This is a genomic window from Mesorhizobium sp., assembly GCF_004962245.1.
In the GTDB taxonomy this organism is placed as follows: Bacteria; Pseudomonadota; Alphaproteobacteria; order Rhizobiales; family Rhizobiaceae; genus Mesorhizobium.
The window spans coordinates 37,234-51,892 of record NZ_SUHQ01000027.1 but is presented as its reverse complement, the minus strand read 5'-3'; the positions used below and the strand labels follow the sequence as shown (position 1 = coordinate 51,892).

The window sequence follows — 14,659 nt, the reverse complement described above, 5'->3', positions numbered from 1 at the left end:
GGCGGCGATGCTTCCTCAGGCCTGCTCGGCGCGGACGGCGCGCCGGCGGCGCTCGCCCTTTGGGGTCTCGACGATGCGCACGCGCTTGACGCGGCGCGGATCGGCGTCGAGCACATGGAATTCGAAGCCAGGTATGGCCTGCACCACTTCGCCGCGGGCCGGGACACGTCCAAGCGTGTTGAAGATCATGCCGCCGATCGTGTCGACATATTCGCCATGCTCGCCGGCGGCGAAATCCTCGCCGATCATCTTGGCGACATCGTCGATCTCGGCCTTGCCGTCGACGACGAACACGCCCTCGCCGGTCTGGGTGATCATCGGCTCGTCGTCGTCATGCTCGTCCTCGATGTCGCCGACCACCATCTCGACGATATCCTCGAGCGAAGCCAGACCATCGGTCCCGCCATATTCGTCGATGACCAGCGCCATCTGGGTGCGCATCGCCTGCATCCGCCCCATGAGATCGGAGGCGAGCATCGACGGCGGCACGAAAAGCACCGGGCGGATCAGGTTCAGGTCGCCGATGGTGCGCGCGAGATCGACCTTGGCAAGATCGAGAAGCGTGGTGGCGGCGGCTTTCCTGGTCGTCCTGCCCTTCCTGACACGGGCGACCTTGGTGATGTGGGCGAGCACGTCGCGGATGTGGACCATGCCGCGCGGGTCGTCGAGCGTCTCCGAATAGACCGGCATGCGGGAATGGCCGGACTGCTCGAACAGTCCCAGAAGATCGCCCAGGTTCGTCGTGATCTCGACCGCCTCGATGTCGGCGCGCGGCACCATGACGTCCTCGACGCGCACCTCGCGCAGGCGCAGGATGTTGTTGAGCATGGCCCGTTCGCCAGGCGAGAAGGATCCGGCATCGCTCGCCGTTTCGGCAAGCGCGTCGGCGATCTCCTCGCGCAGGCTGGTGCCGTTGCGTTGCCTGAACAGGCCGAGCACGCGATCGAACAGGGAAGGACCGGCAGACGATGGCTCGCTGGCGAAGCTGCCGGTCGTGGTACTCGGACTCGAGCCCTCTTCCGTCTGTTCAGATGGCTTAATCGCACTGCCGGGGTCTGGGCGGGCGGCAGTCTCTGGTTTGTCGTTCATCGTCGTCCGGTCATTTGATCTTTTTAGTTACGCGTAGGGATCGGGAATGGCAAGTCTCGCAAGCGCCGCGCGTTCGACTGCTTCCATTTCCTCGGCCTCGGCATCGGTCTCGTGATCGTAGCCCAGCAAATGCAGCAGGCCGTGGATGACGAGATGGGTGATATGGTTGTCGACAGGCTTGTCTTCCAGTGCGGCTTCGCGCGCGACCGTCTCGGCGGCCAGCACGATGTCACCCAGCATGGGCGGCAACGGGCCACCCTTTGCGAGCGGAAAAGCCGGGAAGGACAGAACGTTGGTTGGTTTGTCCTTACCGCGCCAGCCGGCATTGAGGCTGCGGATATGGGCATCGTCGGAAAAGACCATGCTGAGCTCGGAACTCCCGTTCACACCGGTTTCGGCAAACGCAGCGGCAACGGCGCGATCGACCAGCCGCATCAGCGCGGCCTCATCGGGCCAGTCGCCTGCTTCGACCGCCATATCGATGTCGACGGGAACCGGAAGATCCCCGCCGCCAGACTTTCTGTCCTCAGCCATGGGGCCGCATCGTGATACTGGAGCGGCGGGCTTTCGCTTCGCATCGTGCCCCCGCTCTATTTTCTTGTTCGAGCATCGGATTTCCCACCGGTTCCCGCTTTGGGCCCGATGCTTCTAGCCTTCGGCGTCCAGGCCCCGGGCCAACTTGCCGTCGCGGTCGTAGGCCTTGACGATCTCGGCGACCAGCGGATGCCTGACGACGTCGCCTTCGTTGAAGCGGACAGTCACCATGCCGGTGACGCCGTCGAGGATCCTGAGCGCCTCGACCAGACCGGATTTGGTGTTTTGCGGCAGGTCGATCTGGGTCGGATCGCCGGTGACGATCATGCGCGAGTTCTCACCAAGGCGGGTCAGGAACATCTTCATCTGCATCGGCGTGGTGTTCTGCGCCTCGTCGAGGATGACGGCGGCATGCGCCAGCGTGCGACCGCGCATGAAGGCCAGCGGCGCGATCTCGATCACCTCGGCGGCAATCGCCCGCTCGACCTTGTCGGCCGGCATCATCTCGTAAAGCGCGTCGTAAAGCGGCCGCAAATAGGGATCGACCTTCTCCTTCATGTCGCCGGGCAGGAAGCCAAGCCGCTCGCCGGCCTCGACGGCCGGCCGCGACAGCACGATGCGCTCGACCATGCCGCGTTCGAGCAGCATCGCCGCATGCGCCACCGCCAGGAAGGTTTTTCCCGTGCCGGCCGGGCCGATGCCGAACACGAGTTCGGACCGCTCCAGCGCGCGCATATAGGCGTCCTGATTGAGCGAACGGGCATAGATCGTCTTCTTGCGCGTTGATATCTGAGCGGCGGACACCTTGCCCTTGCGCTCCAGCGTCGGCAGCGTCAACTGGTCGTCGGCGGCGATCGCCATGCGCACGGCGCCGTCGACGTCCGACTGGCCGATGTCGGCGCCTTTCTGGAGAATGCCGTAGAGATTGTCCAGGGCGCGGCGCGCCTGCTCGGCGGCCGAGGCGGAGCCCTTGATGGTCAACTGGTTGCCGCGCGAGCGGATATCGACGCCAAGCTTCTGTTCGAGCCTGGCCAGATTCTCGTCGAACTGACCATAAAGGGCGCTGGCAAGCTTGTTGTTGTCGAAAGTCAGAACGATGTGCGCCATATCCGAAGCCCCCGATGGTAGGTTCTGGGGCAGGTTCTTCACTTCCGCAGCGCTCAACCGTCTCTCCTCATCTGCCGAGACCTTCAGGCCAATTCGGCGAACAGGCTGTTGTAACCCGTCTTCGTGATTCGTACCTGGATAATCTCACCGATTTCGCCGGCCTTTTCATCAACAATAACCGGCTGCAGCCATGGCGAGCGGCCAACCTTCTGGCCGGCCTGACGGCCGGGCTTCTCGATCAGCGTGTCGATGGTGCTGCCGACCAGGCTCGCGCCGAAAACCTGCTGCTGCTTCAGCAGCAGCGCCTGCAGCCGCTGCAGGCGCTCGTCCTTGATGGCTTCCGGCACATGATCGGTCATCTCGGCGCCCGGCGTGCCGGGGCGCGGCGAATATTTGAACGAGAAGGCCGAGGCGTAGTTCACCTGGCGGACCAGTTCCATCGTCGCCTCGAAATCGGCATCCGTCTCGCCGGGAAAGCCGACGATGAAATCGCCCGAAAGCGCGATGTCGCTCCGCGCAGCGCGGATCCGGTCGAGCAGTGTCAGATAGTCCTTTGCCGTATGTCTGCGGTTCATCGCCTTGAGGATGCGGTCCGAACCCGATTGCACCGGCAAATGCAGATAGGGCATCAGCGCCGGCAGGTCGCGGTGGGCGGCGATCAATTCGTCGTCCATGTCGCGCGGATGGCTGGTGGTGTAGCGCAGCCGCGAAAGCCCTGGGATCTCGGCCAGCCTAAACAGCAGGCGGCCAAGGCCCCATTCGGCGCCGTTCTCTCCCTGGCCGTGCCAGGCATTGACGTTCTGGCCAAGCAGCGTCACCTCGCGCACGCCGGCTTGCGCCAGCCGCTCGGCCTCGGCGACGATCTGCGCCACCGGCCGCGACACTTCCGAGCCTCTGGTGTAGGGCACGACGCAGAAGGTGCAGAACTTGTCGCAGCCTTCCTGCACGGTCAGGAACGCGGTGACGCCGCGCTTGATGATCTCGGCGCGTTTGGGCCGCGGCAGGTGATCGAACTTGTCCTCGACGGCATAGTCGGTCTCGACGATCTTTTCGCCGCCGCGCACCCGTGCCAGCACATGCGGAAGCCGGTGATAGGTCTGCGGGCCGATGACCAGATCGACGGCTGGCGAGCGGCGGATGATCTCGGCCCCCTCCGCCTGCGCCACGCAGCCGGCGACGCCGACCAGCATCTCGCGGCCGGCCTGAGCCCGTTCGGCCTTCATCTCACGAATGCGGCCGAGTTCGGAATAGACCTTCTCCGCCGCCTTCTCACGAATATGGCAGGTGTTGAGCAGCACCAGATCGGCTTCGCCGATGGCGTCCGTCGCCACATAGCCGTCGGCGGCCAGCGCATCGGTCATTCGCTGCGAATCGTAGACGTTCATCTGGCAGCCATAGGTCTTGACGAAGACCTTCCTGGTCGCGGCAGACGGCACGACCGCAGTCTCGGCCGCACGTTCGATGTCGTCCCGTTCTATCGTGTTCAGCTCCATTCGGCGGCTTCTAACGCCTTTCCGTGACAAAAAACAGACGATTCTGCTCTACAGCGCCGCGTATCGTCCTGGACGCGAGCACTTGATTTTGTGCGTGAGCCCTTCGGGCTTACCGGCTCGGACGCGGATCGGCGAGCGCCGCCCGCACCATATCACGCACCTGGCTTTCCATCAGCCTTGCCGTCTCCTTGCGGCTGGAGCCCTTGGAAAAGGCGACCGGCTCGCCGAAATGCACTTCGACATCGAGCCCGCCTTCCGCCATCAGGACCTTGAGATGCGGCACCAGATCTTCATCACCGATCCAGGCGGCAATCGGCCGGTGCCTGCGGCCGAGCGGCACGCCATGCAGGCGCGTGTAGACGATCGCCACCGGCTGGATGAAGACTGTTTCGGCCGTCCCTTCCGAAATCGCCATCGAGGCGGCGCCGAACAGCGTGCTCTTGAACGGCAGGATCATGTTGCCGTCGCTGGTCGAGCCTTCGGCGAACAGCACCATGGCGTCGCCCTTGGCCATGCGGTTGGCGATCTCGCTCGCCTGGTCGCCCGACGAACGCTTGCGCTCGCGCTCGATGAAGACGGTGCGCTGCAGCTTCGACAACATGCCGATCAACGGCCAGCCGGCCATATCAGCCCTGGCGATAAACTTCACGTCGACCATGGACCCCAGCACCATGATGTCGGTCCAGGAGATGTGGTTCGACGCGACCAGTAGAGGACGCTGGCTGGACAGGGTCCCCTTGACATGGATGCGCATGCCCAATGCCCTGACGATCAGCCGGTGCCAGATCTTCAGGATGAACGTCTCGCGCCAGAGCCCGGTCTTCATCGACAGGATCTGCAACGGCACGAGGATCAACGAGCCGCCGACAACGAGGCCCAGCGCCAGGAAAATCCTGATTTTTCCGATCATTCGCTCTTGGCCCTGCCCGCGCTCTGGCTAGCGAAGATCGCGGCGCATGACAAGCGCCCCGGTCGGGCCGTGCTCGGGCGACCTGTAATAGTTGGGGCGCTTGCCGACCTCGCGGAATCCCAGCCGCCGGTAGAGCGCGATCGCAGCTATGTTGGTCTCGTCGACCTCGAGGAAAAGCGCCTCGGCGCGTTGCGCGTGCAGTTCACGCAGCACGGCGTCCATCAATTGCCAGCCAAGCCCCTGGCGGCGATGGGAGCGCGCCACCGCGACAGTCAGGATCTCGCCTTCGCCGGCAGCCAGGCGCGCCAGCACGAAGCCAACCGGCGGCTTGGCGCCCTGTCCGGTCTCGCGCGCCGCATAGCCGAACACTGTGTCCTGCTCGAGCAACGCGGCGAACTCGCCGTCTGTCCACGGCCGCACGAAATCCTCGCGATGCAGCACCGACATGGCCGCGCTGTCGGCAATCGTCAGCGGCTCGAGCGCATAGTCCCTGCGGCGCGGCTGGAGGAAAGGAATGCGCATCAGTTTTTTTGCCTTGATAAAATAAACCCGGCCTGCGGTTTGGCGTCCGCCCCGCGCAGATAAAGCGGTTTCGGCTTCTCGCCTTCGCGCTTCTTACCGGCACTTTGGGTGGCGGCCAGCCGGGCATAGATAGCGACGTCCGCAGTGGCCGCTGTCGGACCGATATCAAAGGCGCGCCCGGCCGACGCGGCGATTTGCGTTGCCGCCGTGCCGGCAAGAACCGGAGAACTAGCCGCCGCCATGGCGGCGGCTTGCGAAAGCGTGGTCACGGCCGGACCATAGCGCAGAACCGACACTTCGTCGTAAAATGCTGCGTGGATTTCCTCACGGCCGGCGTCGAGCGCGGCCAGCACGGCGCGGCCGGGAAATGTCTCTCTCGCTTGCGCCGCCAGAGCTTCCAGCGTCGTCACCCCGATTGCCGGGATTTTCAGCGCCAACGCCAGGCCCCGCGCCGCCGAGACGCCGACGCGCAGGCCGGTGAACGAGCCCGGGCCGGTGGAGACAGCGATGGCGCCAAGGCCGGCATAGTCGGTCCCGCCGGTCTTCAACGCCTCTTCGATCACGCCCATCAAATGCTCGGCATGGCCCTTGCCGAGGTCGAGCACCGAGCGGCCGAGCTCTTTCCCGGCCGCCGCGTCGTAGACGCAGGCGGCGCAGAGATTGGCGGCACAGTCGATGGCAAGCAACTTCATGAGGCGACCGGTTGGAGCACCCGCTTGGGCACAGGGGTTCGAAAAACAATTTCCCTGTGCCCGCCATGGCTCATCGCCGCAAGGGGATAATGCATAAATCGTTTGGCGGCTTCGCTTCGATCTCGCCTGAAGATGGTAAGTTCTAGCGAACGTAGCCGTTGGGGAACCATGCCGGGTTCATCTATCCGGCCGGCTCGATGCGCAGCATGTGATTGTCCCAGACATAGTCGGGTTCGGACCGTGTCGCGCCGCCCGCTTCGACGATTTCGCCGGTGCCCGTCGTCGCCATAAAGCTTGCCCCCTCGGGCGCCACGCCGCAAACCTCGGCCAGTGCGCTGGTGGCGACGATCCGGCCGCTGGCCGCATCGATCACCGCAAGCGAGTTGCCTTGCGGCGAGGACACGGCGACGGTGCCGGCGGCGGGGTTGGCGGCGACCGAGCCAATGTAGTTCCTGAGGCCAGAAAGCACGTCCTGCGGCATGTCGAGCAGTTGCAGATCCTTGCCGCGCGCGGCGCGGCCTACCAGGGGCGGACGATCGGCGCCCGACCCCCTGTACTGGCAGCCGAACCAGACCGTGCCGGATGGGTCGGCATCCATGTGACGGATCGAAAGCTGGTGCAGCGCCGGCGGCAGTTCGTGCTTTTCGACGAGGTCGCCGGTGAGGCTGTCGACCAGCACATAGGAAGGCTTCATCGTCGCGATGTTGAGTTCGGCACGGCCGTAGTCCGGATGCGTCTCGATGCCGCCATTGGCGACGGCAATCGTCCTGCCATCACCCAGCAGCAGAAGCTCGTGCGAACCCATGCCGTAGGTCGGGAACTCGCTGACGCGCTTGAATTTCGCATGCGCGTCATAGACGCCGACCACGCCGGCGGCGTTATCGAAGTCGTTCTCGGTGGCGTAGAGCAGGGCACCGTCGGTCGAGAACACGCCGTGACCGAAGAAATGCCGTCCGCTGACGCTGGCAATGGTCAGCGGCTCGTCGCGGCCGGTGTGGTCGAAGACCACCGCGAAAGTGCCGGGCTGCCTGGCAAAGACCACGGAGCGCTTCGACACCGGATCGAAGGTGACGTCGTGACCGCGGGCGGGCAGGTCGATGGCAAGCAGGACCTTGCCGGCCTCGGACAGGATGGCCGCGCCATAGCTGCCGTCGCGCTTGACGAAAGCGGTGGCAAAGACGGCGTCGGCGGCAAGCGTCTTCGCCCATGCGGACGGCGTCATGGCCGCCACAAAGCCTGCTCCGGCGGCCCTGAGGAAATCGCGACGATCGGTCAGCGGGGTTTTCAAGAGACCGTCCTCTCGGGCACGGTCTCATTCCTCGACACGGTGATTTTGACAGACCGGAGGGCTTCTTGGTGCCCAGCACCCACCGATCGTTTGAATGGATCATCGCAGACGTTCGGGATTGGCCGAAGCCTCCCCAACTTCGTCATCCCTGGGCGAAGCAGGAGCGAAGCTCCGTCGCGGAGACCCTGGGATCCATGCCGTAATCTCAGCCGAAGAGTACGGCGGAGCAGAATTCTGCACCGAAGCAACGCTCTGAAGTTCCGGCATGGATCCTGGGGTCTGCGCCGCGTCGCTGCGCTCCTTGCTCCGCCCCAGGATGACGAAGCGATGGGCGTTTCGGCCAATCTCCAAAGTGTGCGATCCGTCAACGCAAGCGCGTCCGGCCTGTTAAAAACTTCCTCGCCAAGTAACTCGCCCCAAAAGTCGACGCCGTTTCGAGATCATGCTCAGTCCCCGTCGAGCGAGGAGAAACCAGCGGTCAGGCCGAATTCCGCGGTCAGCCTGGTGCCGATCAGGGTCGACAGGCTGGATGTCACCAGCGACAAATGCTCGAGCTTCTGGCGCAGCGCCGGGTCGACGAGCGCCTTGTCGATCGGACCTCTGATGGCCGTGGCGTCGGCGGTCCCGTTGACGAGCTGGATATGGATCGATTCCGCCATCCAGCGTGCGTCGGGTGACAGCGCATCGCCAAGCTGCGAGGCCTGGAACAGCGCGTCCATGCCCGCCAGATTTCCGGTCAGCGAACGCGCGGTGTTTTGCGAACGCCAGTAGATCGCCTGCTTTGGCTTGTCGGCTTCCGGATTGCTGCCCAGGAACCCTTTCAGGCGCACGTCACGGACCATTTCCAACTCGTTGATGAAGACGCTGACCAGTTCGGTCACCGCTTCCGTACCGTCGCGGTAGAGCGCGTTCTGCGGCCCCGGATTGGCCCAAAGTGCTGCAAAACCGTCGGGCTTGTTCCAGGCGTCGCTGACATCGGCGGCAATCGTCTCGATGTTACCGGCGACAGCCGCGCCGTAAGCGCAGCGATAGGGATCGTCCCTGCCGGCGAGCCGCTCGGCGCCATCGCCATAAAGCACGAATTCGAGCGCGCCGAGGCCTTGCATGGCCACGCTCTTTGTCGCCAGCTGGGTCGGATCGGCGGCGGTCTGATCCTTATTGGCCAGCGCCGCCTGCACTTGCCTCAGGCCGATGCTCTTGCGGTCCGGCCAGAACAGCATGCGCTCCAGCCGGTTGTCCTGCGTGATCGGTCCGATGCGAATTATCTCCACGACCGACCAGGCATCCACGGTGCCGGAGAATTCGGCGCGCGCCGCATCGAGATGCTCTTGCGAGGGCGCGTCGCAAAGCGTGCGCATGGCCTTGGTCAGGCTGTCCGCATGCTCATGCAGGCGGGCATAGGCCGGGCGGACAAAGCCGTCGATCGCCCGCTGGATCACATCGGAGGCCTTGACAGCGGCGGACGCCGGAAAAGCGCTGACGAGGACCAGCGGGAGAACCAGAGCAAGCGCAAGACGCTTCGACATCAGAACGACTCCAGGAACTTGACCAGGGCGTCGCGATCGGCCGCATCGGCGGCGGCAAAGCGGTCGCGCGCGGCCTGCCCCTCGCCGCCATGCCAAAGGATCGCCTCGGTCAAGGTGCGCGCGCGCCCGTCATGCAGGAAGAAGCTGTTGCCGTTGACGGTCTGCGTAAGGCCGATGCCCCACAGCGGCGGCGTGCGCCATTCACTGCCGGTCGCCTCGCCCACCGCCTGCCCGTCGGCGAGGCCCGGTCCCATGTCATGCAGCAGGAAGTCGGAATAGGGCCAGATCAACTGGAAGGCCTGCGCCTTGTTGGGCGTACCGCGGCGGGTGACGAATTTCGGCGTATGGCAGGAAATGCAGCCCATGTCGTAGAACAGCTTCTTGCCGGCCAGCACATCGGGCTTGTCGAGGTCGCGCCGCGACGGGACGGCGAGGTTTTGCGAATAGAAGGTGACGAGATCCATGACCGGCGGCGGCGCCTCGACCGGGCCGAGGCGCTCCTGCACGCCGTTCGGCATGGCAAGACAGGCCTTTTCGGCTGCGGTGCAATCGCCCCAGTGGTTCGGCACTTCCGGCGACGAAATGCCGATATCGCCAGCGAGTGCGTCCGCCGCTTGCTGGCGGATCGACGGCGTCTGCGCCTTCCAGCCGAAGCGGCCGAGCGTCAGTTCGCCGCTCTTGCCGTCGCGCACGATATTGGGCTTGCCGGAAATGCCGTCGCCATCACGGTCGTCCGGATCGGCACGGGCGAGAATATCCGCCGGCGCGATCTGCTCGACCAGGCCGAGGCCGATCATCGGCGGCGTGATGCGCGGCGAAAGCGTGGTGCGCGGATCGAGCGACCCATTGGCGAGATCGTCGACCGAATAGCTCGGCTTGCGCAGTGAAACCACGATACCGTCCGGCAGCGTGACTTTCTGCTCCTGGTAGTCGACACGCATCCTGCCTTCGCCCCGAAGGCCCGGAACGGCAAGGTCCTGCAATTGCGAGCCGTAGATCGGGTCGGGGAAGTTGAGCACCTTGCGTTCGGCAAGCACGGCTTTCTCCTCCTCGGTGCTCGCCTGCCGCGCCAGCCGCAGGAACATGGAGGTGGTACCACTATCGCCTTTCGGCGGATGACCGCGGCCGTCCTTCAGATGACAATTCTGGCACGCCCGTTCGTTGAACAGCGGCCCAAGCCCGTCCGATGCCTGCGTCGAGGAGGGCGACGACACCCAGTTCTTGCGGAAAATGGCATTGCCGAGCTTGAAGGTGCCTTCTTCCTCGAATGTGATGTTGGTCGAGGAGTGCGAGAAGGCGTCCTTGTTGACACCTTTCCGCGACGTGCCGGCGCCGCCCTGCATCGGCTCGAACTGCTCGGGCTTGGAAAAATCCTTGGTCGGCCTGGTGATGGCGATGACACGCGCCAGATCCTTCGGCGTCAGATCGGTACGGCTGGTGGCGAGGCCCGCCGACTCGGTTGCGCCGGCCACCGCCGAGGCTGTCAGCGCGACCCCAACGGCAAGCGATAGCCCGCGAAGCCATCGCAGGTTTTGCTGGGACGGCAGGCCGTAGTCCTCGGCCCGCCGCAAGCGGCGCAAGAAATCTAAGGGGCGCCGCATTCCCGCATGTCCTTATTCCGCCTCGTCGGCCGATGCCGCGTTGAGCTGGCCGTATTTTTCCTCGCCGATCGAGGCGAGCAGGTCGAGTTGCGTCTCGAGGAAGTCGATGTGACCTTCCTCGTCGGACAGCAGATCCTCGAACAGCTTCATCGTCACGTAGTCGCCTGCTTCTTCGCAAATCTCGCGCGACCGCTTGTAGGCGGTGCGCGCGTCGTACTCGCCGGCAAGATCGGATTCGAGCACTTCCTTGACATTCTGTCCTATGCGCAGCGGCGCTACCGACTGCAGGTTCGGATGGCCTTCAAGGAAGATGATGCGGGCCACCAGCCGGTCGGCATGGTGCATCTCCTCGATCGATTCCGCGCGTTCCTTCTTTGCCAGCTTGGCGTATCCCCAGTCCTCCAGCAGCCGGAAATGCACCCAGTACTGATTGACCGCTCCGAGCTCCAGAAAGAGAGCCTCATTAAGCCGCTCGATGATCTGTTGTTCGCCTTTCATGGGTACTGCTCCCGTATTGGACGCGCAGGCCTCTGACGCGATCCAGGTGTGAAACGATGTCCACGCCGCTCGCCTCCGAGCGGGCATGGTAATTTTCGGTGACCCGAATGATCGTTTCGACCACATTTGGGAAGCAGCCGCAACAGCGACCACGCTTCTGCATGGCATGATATATCTTCGCCGGCACGATAAGCTGCCAGGGATCCTGATCCAGCAGCCCGACGATCGTCTGCTCAATCTCCTTCTCGGTGATGATATTGCAATGGCAGATCAGCATAGTTTGCTCTGATTGGCTGACGGCGCTTTCTCGGCGCCGTGTGGCTGATACTCGGCTTTGACGCCCTACTGGAACACCTTGTCGGGCGCATCGAGGCTGTCGGACCCCTCGAAGGCAATGGCATTGAGTTTCAGGGTGCCGACGGCGCGTTCGATCGACTTGGTCTGATCGACCAGCGCGTCGATCGCCGCCTGCACGGTGGCGTTGCCTTCCGTGTTGCCTTCTCCGATCTGCTGGTCATAAGCCTCGCCGGCAAGCGCCCGCGCCTTGATGGCTTCCATCTTGGCGACGGTGGCATTCAGCTTGTCCGACAGTTCCTTGTCGACCGCCGAATCGGCCTCCTTGACCATGTCCGATACCGAGGGCCCCTCGACGACCGTGCCGTCGAGGCGCGTGTAGCTGCCATCATACGCAGTACGGATGCCGACGGCGTCGTAGAGATGCGAATCGTAGGTGTTGTCGGAGAAGCAGTCGTGCTCCTCTTCCGGATCGTGCAGCAGCAGGCCGAGCTTCATACGCTCGCCGGCGAGTTCGCCATAGGACAGTGAACCCATGCCGGTGAGGATGGTCGAGATGCCGGCTTTCGGCTCGCCGTCGACAAGGCTCTTGCGGGCGGCGCCGCCTTCCTTCCAGTCGTTGACCATGTCCTGCAGGTCGGCAACCAGAAGGTCGCTCGCCGACTTCAGATACTGCGCCCGGCGATCGCAATTGCCGCCGGTGCAGTTGGCGAGGTCATAGTCCGTATAGGGCCGTTCGCCAGTGCCTGCGCCGGTGCCGTGCAGATCCTGGCCCCACAGGAGGAATTCGATGGCGTGGTAACCGGTCGCCACATTGGATTCGATGCCACCAGCCTCCTGCAGCGTGCCGGAGAGGAACTCGGGCGTCAGCTCAGCGGCGTCGATCTTCTGGCCGTTGATCTCGATCGACTTGTTGGCGATCACATTGGCGGTGTAGAGCGCATTCGCGTCCGACTCGGTGCCGTAGCTCTCGGCGACATAGTCGATCAGGCCTTCGTCCAGCGGCCAGGCATTCACCTTGCCTTCCCAGTCGTCGACGATGGCGTTGCCGAAGCGGTAGACTTCGGTCTGCTGATAGGGAACGCGCGCCGCTTTCCAGGCCTCGCGGGCGGCGGTCAGCGTTTCCTCCGAAGGCTTGGCGAGCAGCGCCTCGACGGCCTTGTCGAGCGCCTGTGCCGTGGTCAGAGAATCCTCATATTTGGCGAGCGCGATGTCGGAATAGGTCTTGATGACCGCCTTCGCATCGGTTTCCGCCTTGGCCGGCAACACGAATATCGCCGCCGTCAATGCCGCCGTGGCGCCGATCGCGGCGAGCCTGCCATATCGTGCCGTGATCATCGCTCTCATGACTGTCATCTCCTCGGAATTCAGTGAAATGCCGGCGCCAAAGGCGCTTCGGCAGGCAATCGGCGCCAGGGCAGGTCCATGCCATCGGGCAAAAAACAGACCGCGGCATGGCGCGGTTCGCAGAAGAAAGACATCGAAATGCCTCCAATCGAAAGGGTTCAAGGCCCAGACATCAAAGGGTGCGCTTGACGCGCAAGCTCTCATAAAGCGATGCAGGGGGCGGAAGTCAACCAATTTCGGAGAGAAAAACCAATTGAAACAACAGTTTAGAATTATTCTAAACTGCAAGTGTCAACTTTATCCCTATTTACCATGTCGCCGTCGAACGAGACAATTGACAGACCGCCATTCCGGGTGCGACCCGCAAAAGCGGTCTTGCGGCGGCGTCAGACAATCGCCACTTGGCGAGACGTCCTAGACTTGGATTAAGGAATTCGGGGATTAAGAAATTGGGGGATTAAGGAATTGGGGCTGCGATGAAAAACGGTGTGGTCATTGTCGGTGCGGGTCACGCGGGCGTGCAAGCGGCCGCCAGCCTGCGCGAGGACGGTTACAACGGATCCGTGATCCTCGTCGGGGACGAGAGCGAACTGCCCTATCACAAGCCGCCGCTGTCGAAGACCTTCATCAAGGACGAAGAGGCCAAACCACAGCCGCTGCGCGGTGAGGCTTTCTACACCGGCAGCGCGATCGACTACCGGCCGGGCATCAGGGTCGACCGCATCGATACCGGAGGCCGCAGGCTGGAGCTATCAGGTGGCGGCGTGCTGGCATTCGACCGGCTGATCCTGGCGACCGGTTCGCGGCCGCGCATCCTGCCGCTGCCGGGTTCGGATCTTTCAGGCGTGGTGTCGCTGCGCTCGCTGGCCGACGCGCGCCTGATCCGCGAATTGAGTGCGCAGAGCGAAGATGTCGTCATCCTCGGCGGCGGCTTTATCGGACTGGAAATCGCCGCGACGCTGAAAGCGGCCGGCCGCAGGGTCACGGTGGTCGAGGCGGTCGACCGGCTGCTCGGCCGGGCGGTGGCGCCGGTCATCGCCAGCCATGTGCGGCAGCGGCTGGAAGCAACTGGCGTCCGCATCCTCACCGGCACGACGATTGCCCGGCTCGAAGGCGAAAACGGCTATGTCTCGGCCGCGGTCACCTCAAGCGGCGAGCACCTGCCGGCGCAAATGGTCGTCATTGGCATCGGCGTCGTGCCCAATGTCGCACTGGCGCAAGCCGCGGGCATCACTATCGCCAACGGCATCCGCGTCGACCAGCAGATGCGTACGTCTGTGGCCGAAATCCTTGCCATCGGCGATGCCGCCGCCTACCGGCACTGGCTCACCGGCAGCGACGTGCGACTGGAATCGGTGCAGAACGCGACCGACCAGGCGCGCCTTGCCGCGCGCACCATCCTCGGCCATGCGGACGCCTTTGCGGCGGTGCCATGGTTCTGGTCCGATATCGGCGACATGAAGCTGCAAATGGTCGGTCTGATTTCGGGCGGCGACAGCCATGTCGTGCTGGGCGACGTCAACGAGAACAGATTCTCCATCTACCATTATGCGGCAAACCGGCTGCTCGGCATCGAATCGGTCAATCGCCCCGGCGACCACATGCTTGGCCGCAAGATGCTCGGCGCCGGCTTCTCGCCGACGCCGCAGACGGTTGCGACGGGACCGGACGGACTGAAGGCGGCGCTCGCCGCCTTCCAGCAGGAAGAGCCTGTCCGCGCCGCTGAATAGGATATGTTGGTATTCAGGTGATGCCGGC

At 63.9% G+C, this 14,659-nt stretch carries 14 protein-coding genes; 1 reads left to right on the top strand and 13 read right to left on the bottom strand.

What is annotated here, in order from left to right; translation table 11 throughout:
• Nucleotides 1-15: 15 nt before the first annotated feature.
• From E5X88_RS25125 to E5X88_RS25065, 13 genes are all read right to left on the bottom strand, one after another.
• A complete protein-coding gene (locus E5X88_RS25125; RefSeq protein WP_292166060.1) occupies nt 16-1,089 on the bottom strand; it encodes a hemolysin family protein in 1,074 nt (357 codons plus the stop codon).
• Nucleotides 1,090-1,116: 27 nt separating this feature from the next.
• Nucleotides 1,117-1,623, bottom strand: a complete 507-nt coding sequence (gene ybeY, locus E5X88_RS25120) for an rRNA maturation RNase YbeY (protein WP_292166059.1) — start codon at nt 1,621-1,623, stop codon at nt 1,117-1,119.
• 114 nt (nt 1,624-1,737) lie between these two features.
• Nucleotides 1,738-2,787, bottom strand: coding sequence for a PhoH family protein (locus tag E5X88_RS25115; protein WP_292166058.1), 1,050 nt, complete (start codon nt 2,785-2,787; stop codon nt 1,738-1,740).
• Between the two features lie 26 nt (nt 2,788-2,813).
• The gene (gene miaB / locus E5X88_RS25110) at nt 2,814-4,223 is read right to left on the bottom strand and encodes a tRNA (N6-isopentenyl adenosine(37)-C2)-methylthiotransferase MiaB (RefSeq protein ID WP_292166056.1); all 1,410 of its coding nucleotides are present in this window, start codon (nt 4,221-4,223) and stop codon (nt 2,814-2,816) included.
• A gap of 109 nt (nt 4,224-4,332) precedes the next feature.
• Nucleotides 4,333-5,133 (bottom strand): 1-acyl-sn-glycerol-3-phosphate acyltransferase, encoded by an 801-nt coding sequence (locus tag E5X88_RS25105; RefSeq protein ID WP_292166054.1) that lies wholly within the window; start codon nt 5,131-5,133, stop codon nt 4,333-4,335.
• 27 nt (nt 5,134-5,160) lie between these two features.
• A complete protein-coding gene (gene rimI / locus E5X88_RS25100) occupies nt 5,161-5,655 on the bottom strand; it encodes a ribosomal protein S18-alanine N-acetyltransferase (protein WP_292166053.1) in 495 nt (164 codons plus the stop codon).
• On the bottom strand, nt 5,655-6,347 hold the full coding sequence (tsaB, locus tag E5X88_RS25095; protein WP_292166051.1) for a tRNA (adenosine(37)-N6)-threonylcarbamoyltransferase complex dimerization subunit type 1 TsaB: 693 nt from the start codon (nt 6,345-6,347) through the stop codon (nt 5,655-5,657). The genes rimI and tsaB overlap by 1 nt, the downstream gene beginning before the upstream one ends.
• Nucleotides 6,348-6,528: 181 nt before the next feature.
• Entirely contained in the window at nt 6,529-7,635 is a 1,107-nt protein-coding gene (locus tag E5X88_RS25090) for a DUF1513 domain-containing protein (protein ID WP_292166050.1), read from the bottom strand.
• Between the two features lie 446 nt (nt 7,636-8,081).
• On the bottom strand, nt 8,082-9,161 hold the full coding sequence (locus E5X88_RS25085; protein ID WP_292166048.1) for an imelysin family protein: 1,080 nt from the start codon (nt 9,159-9,161) through the stop codon (nt 8,082-8,084).
• A complete protein-coding gene (locus E5X88_RS25080) occupies nt 9,161-10,762 on the bottom strand; it encodes a di-heme oxidoredictase family protein (protein WP_292166046.1) in 1,602 nt (533 codons plus the stop codon). Before E5X88_RS25080 ends, E5X88_RS25085 begins: the two co-directional genes overlap by 1 nt.
• 12 nt (nt 10,763-10,774) lie before the next feature.
• Nucleotides 10,775-11,260 (bottom strand): bacterioferritin, encoded by a 486-nt coding sequence (bfr, locus tag E5X88_RS25075; protein WP_126037586.1) that lies wholly within the window; start codon nt 11,258-11,260, stop codon nt 10,775-10,777.
• The gene (locus tag E5X88_RS25070; protein WP_292166044.1) at nt 11,226-11,537 is read right to left on the bottom strand and encodes a (2Fe-2S)-binding protein; all 312 of its coding nucleotides are present in this window, start codon (nt 11,535-11,537) and stop codon (nt 11,226-11,228) included. The genes bfr and E5X88_RS25070 overlap by 35 nt, the downstream gene beginning before the upstream one ends.
• A 65-nt stretch (nt 11,538-11,602) precedes the next feature.
• Nucleotides 11,603-12,892, bottom strand: a complete 1,290-nt coding sequence (locus tag E5X88_RS25065; RefSeq protein WP_292166153.1) for an imelysin family protein — start codon at nt 12,890-12,892, stop codon at nt 11,603-11,605.
• 485 nt (nt 12,893-13,377) lie between these two features.
• Between E5X88_RS25065 and E5X88_RS25060 the strand changes: the two genes are divergently transcribed.
• On the top strand, nt 13,378-14,631 hold the full coding sequence (locus tag E5X88_RS25060) for an FAD-dependent oxidoreductase (RefSeq protein WP_292166042.1): 1,254 nt from the start codon (nt 13,378-13,380) through the stop codon (nt 14,629-14,631).
• Nucleotides 14,632-14,659 lie beyond the last annotated feature (28 nt).

What these genes read in the sequence shown, in the direction of transcription:
- E5X88_RS25125 (WP_292166060.1), bottom strand. Translation starts at nt 1,089, where the DNA reads ATGAACGACAAACCAGAGACTGCCGCCCGCCCAGACCCCGGCAGTGCG.
- ybeY (WP_292166059.1), bottom strand. Translation starts at nt 1,623, where the DNA reads ATGGCTGAGGACAGAAAGTCTGGCGGCGGGGATCTTCCGGTTCCCGTC.
- miaB (WP_292166056.1), bottom strand. Translation starts at nt 4,223, where the DNA reads ATGGAGCTGAACACGATAGAACGGGACGACATCGAACGTGCGGCCGAG.
- E5X88_RS25105 (WP_292166054.1), bottom strand. Translation starts at nt 5,133, where the DNA reads ATGATCGGAAAAATCAGGATTTTCCTGGCGCTGGGCCTCGTTGTCGGC.
- rimI (WP_292166053.1), bottom strand. Translation starts at nt 5,655, where the DNA reads ATGCGCATTCCTTTCCTCCAGCCGCGCCGCAGGGACTATGCGCTCGAG.
- tsaB (WP_292166051.1), bottom strand. Translation starts at nt 6,347, where the DNA reads ATGAAGTTGCTTGCCATCGACTGTGCCGCCAATCTCTGCGCCGCCTGC.
- E5X88_RS25085 (WP_292166048.1), bottom strand. Translation starts at nt 9,161, where the DNA reads ATGTCGAAGCGTCTTGCGCTTGCTCTGGTTCTCCCGCTGGTCCTCGTC.
- E5X88_RS25080 (WP_292166046.1), bottom strand. Translation starts at nt 10,762, where the DNA reads ATGCGGCGCCCCTTAGATTTCTTGCGCCGCTTGCGGCGGGCCGAGGAC.
- bfr (WP_126037586.1), bottom strand. Translation starts at nt 11,260, where the DNA reads ATGAAAGGCGAACAACAGATCATCGAGCGGCTTAATGAGGCTCTCTTT.
- E5X88_RS25070 (WP_292166044.1), bottom strand. Translation starts at nt 11,537, where the DNA reads ATGCTGATCTGCCATTGCAATATCATCACCGAGAAGGAGATTGAGCAG.
- E5X88_RS25065 (WP_292166153.1), bottom strand. Translation starts at nt 12,892, where the DNA reads ATGATCACGGCACGATATGGCAGGCTCGCCGCGATCGGCGCCACGGCG.
- E5X88_RS25060 (WP_292166042.1), top strand. Translation starts at nt 13,378, where the DNA reads ATGAAAAACGGTGTGGTCATTGTCGGTGCGGGTCACGCGGGCGTGCAA.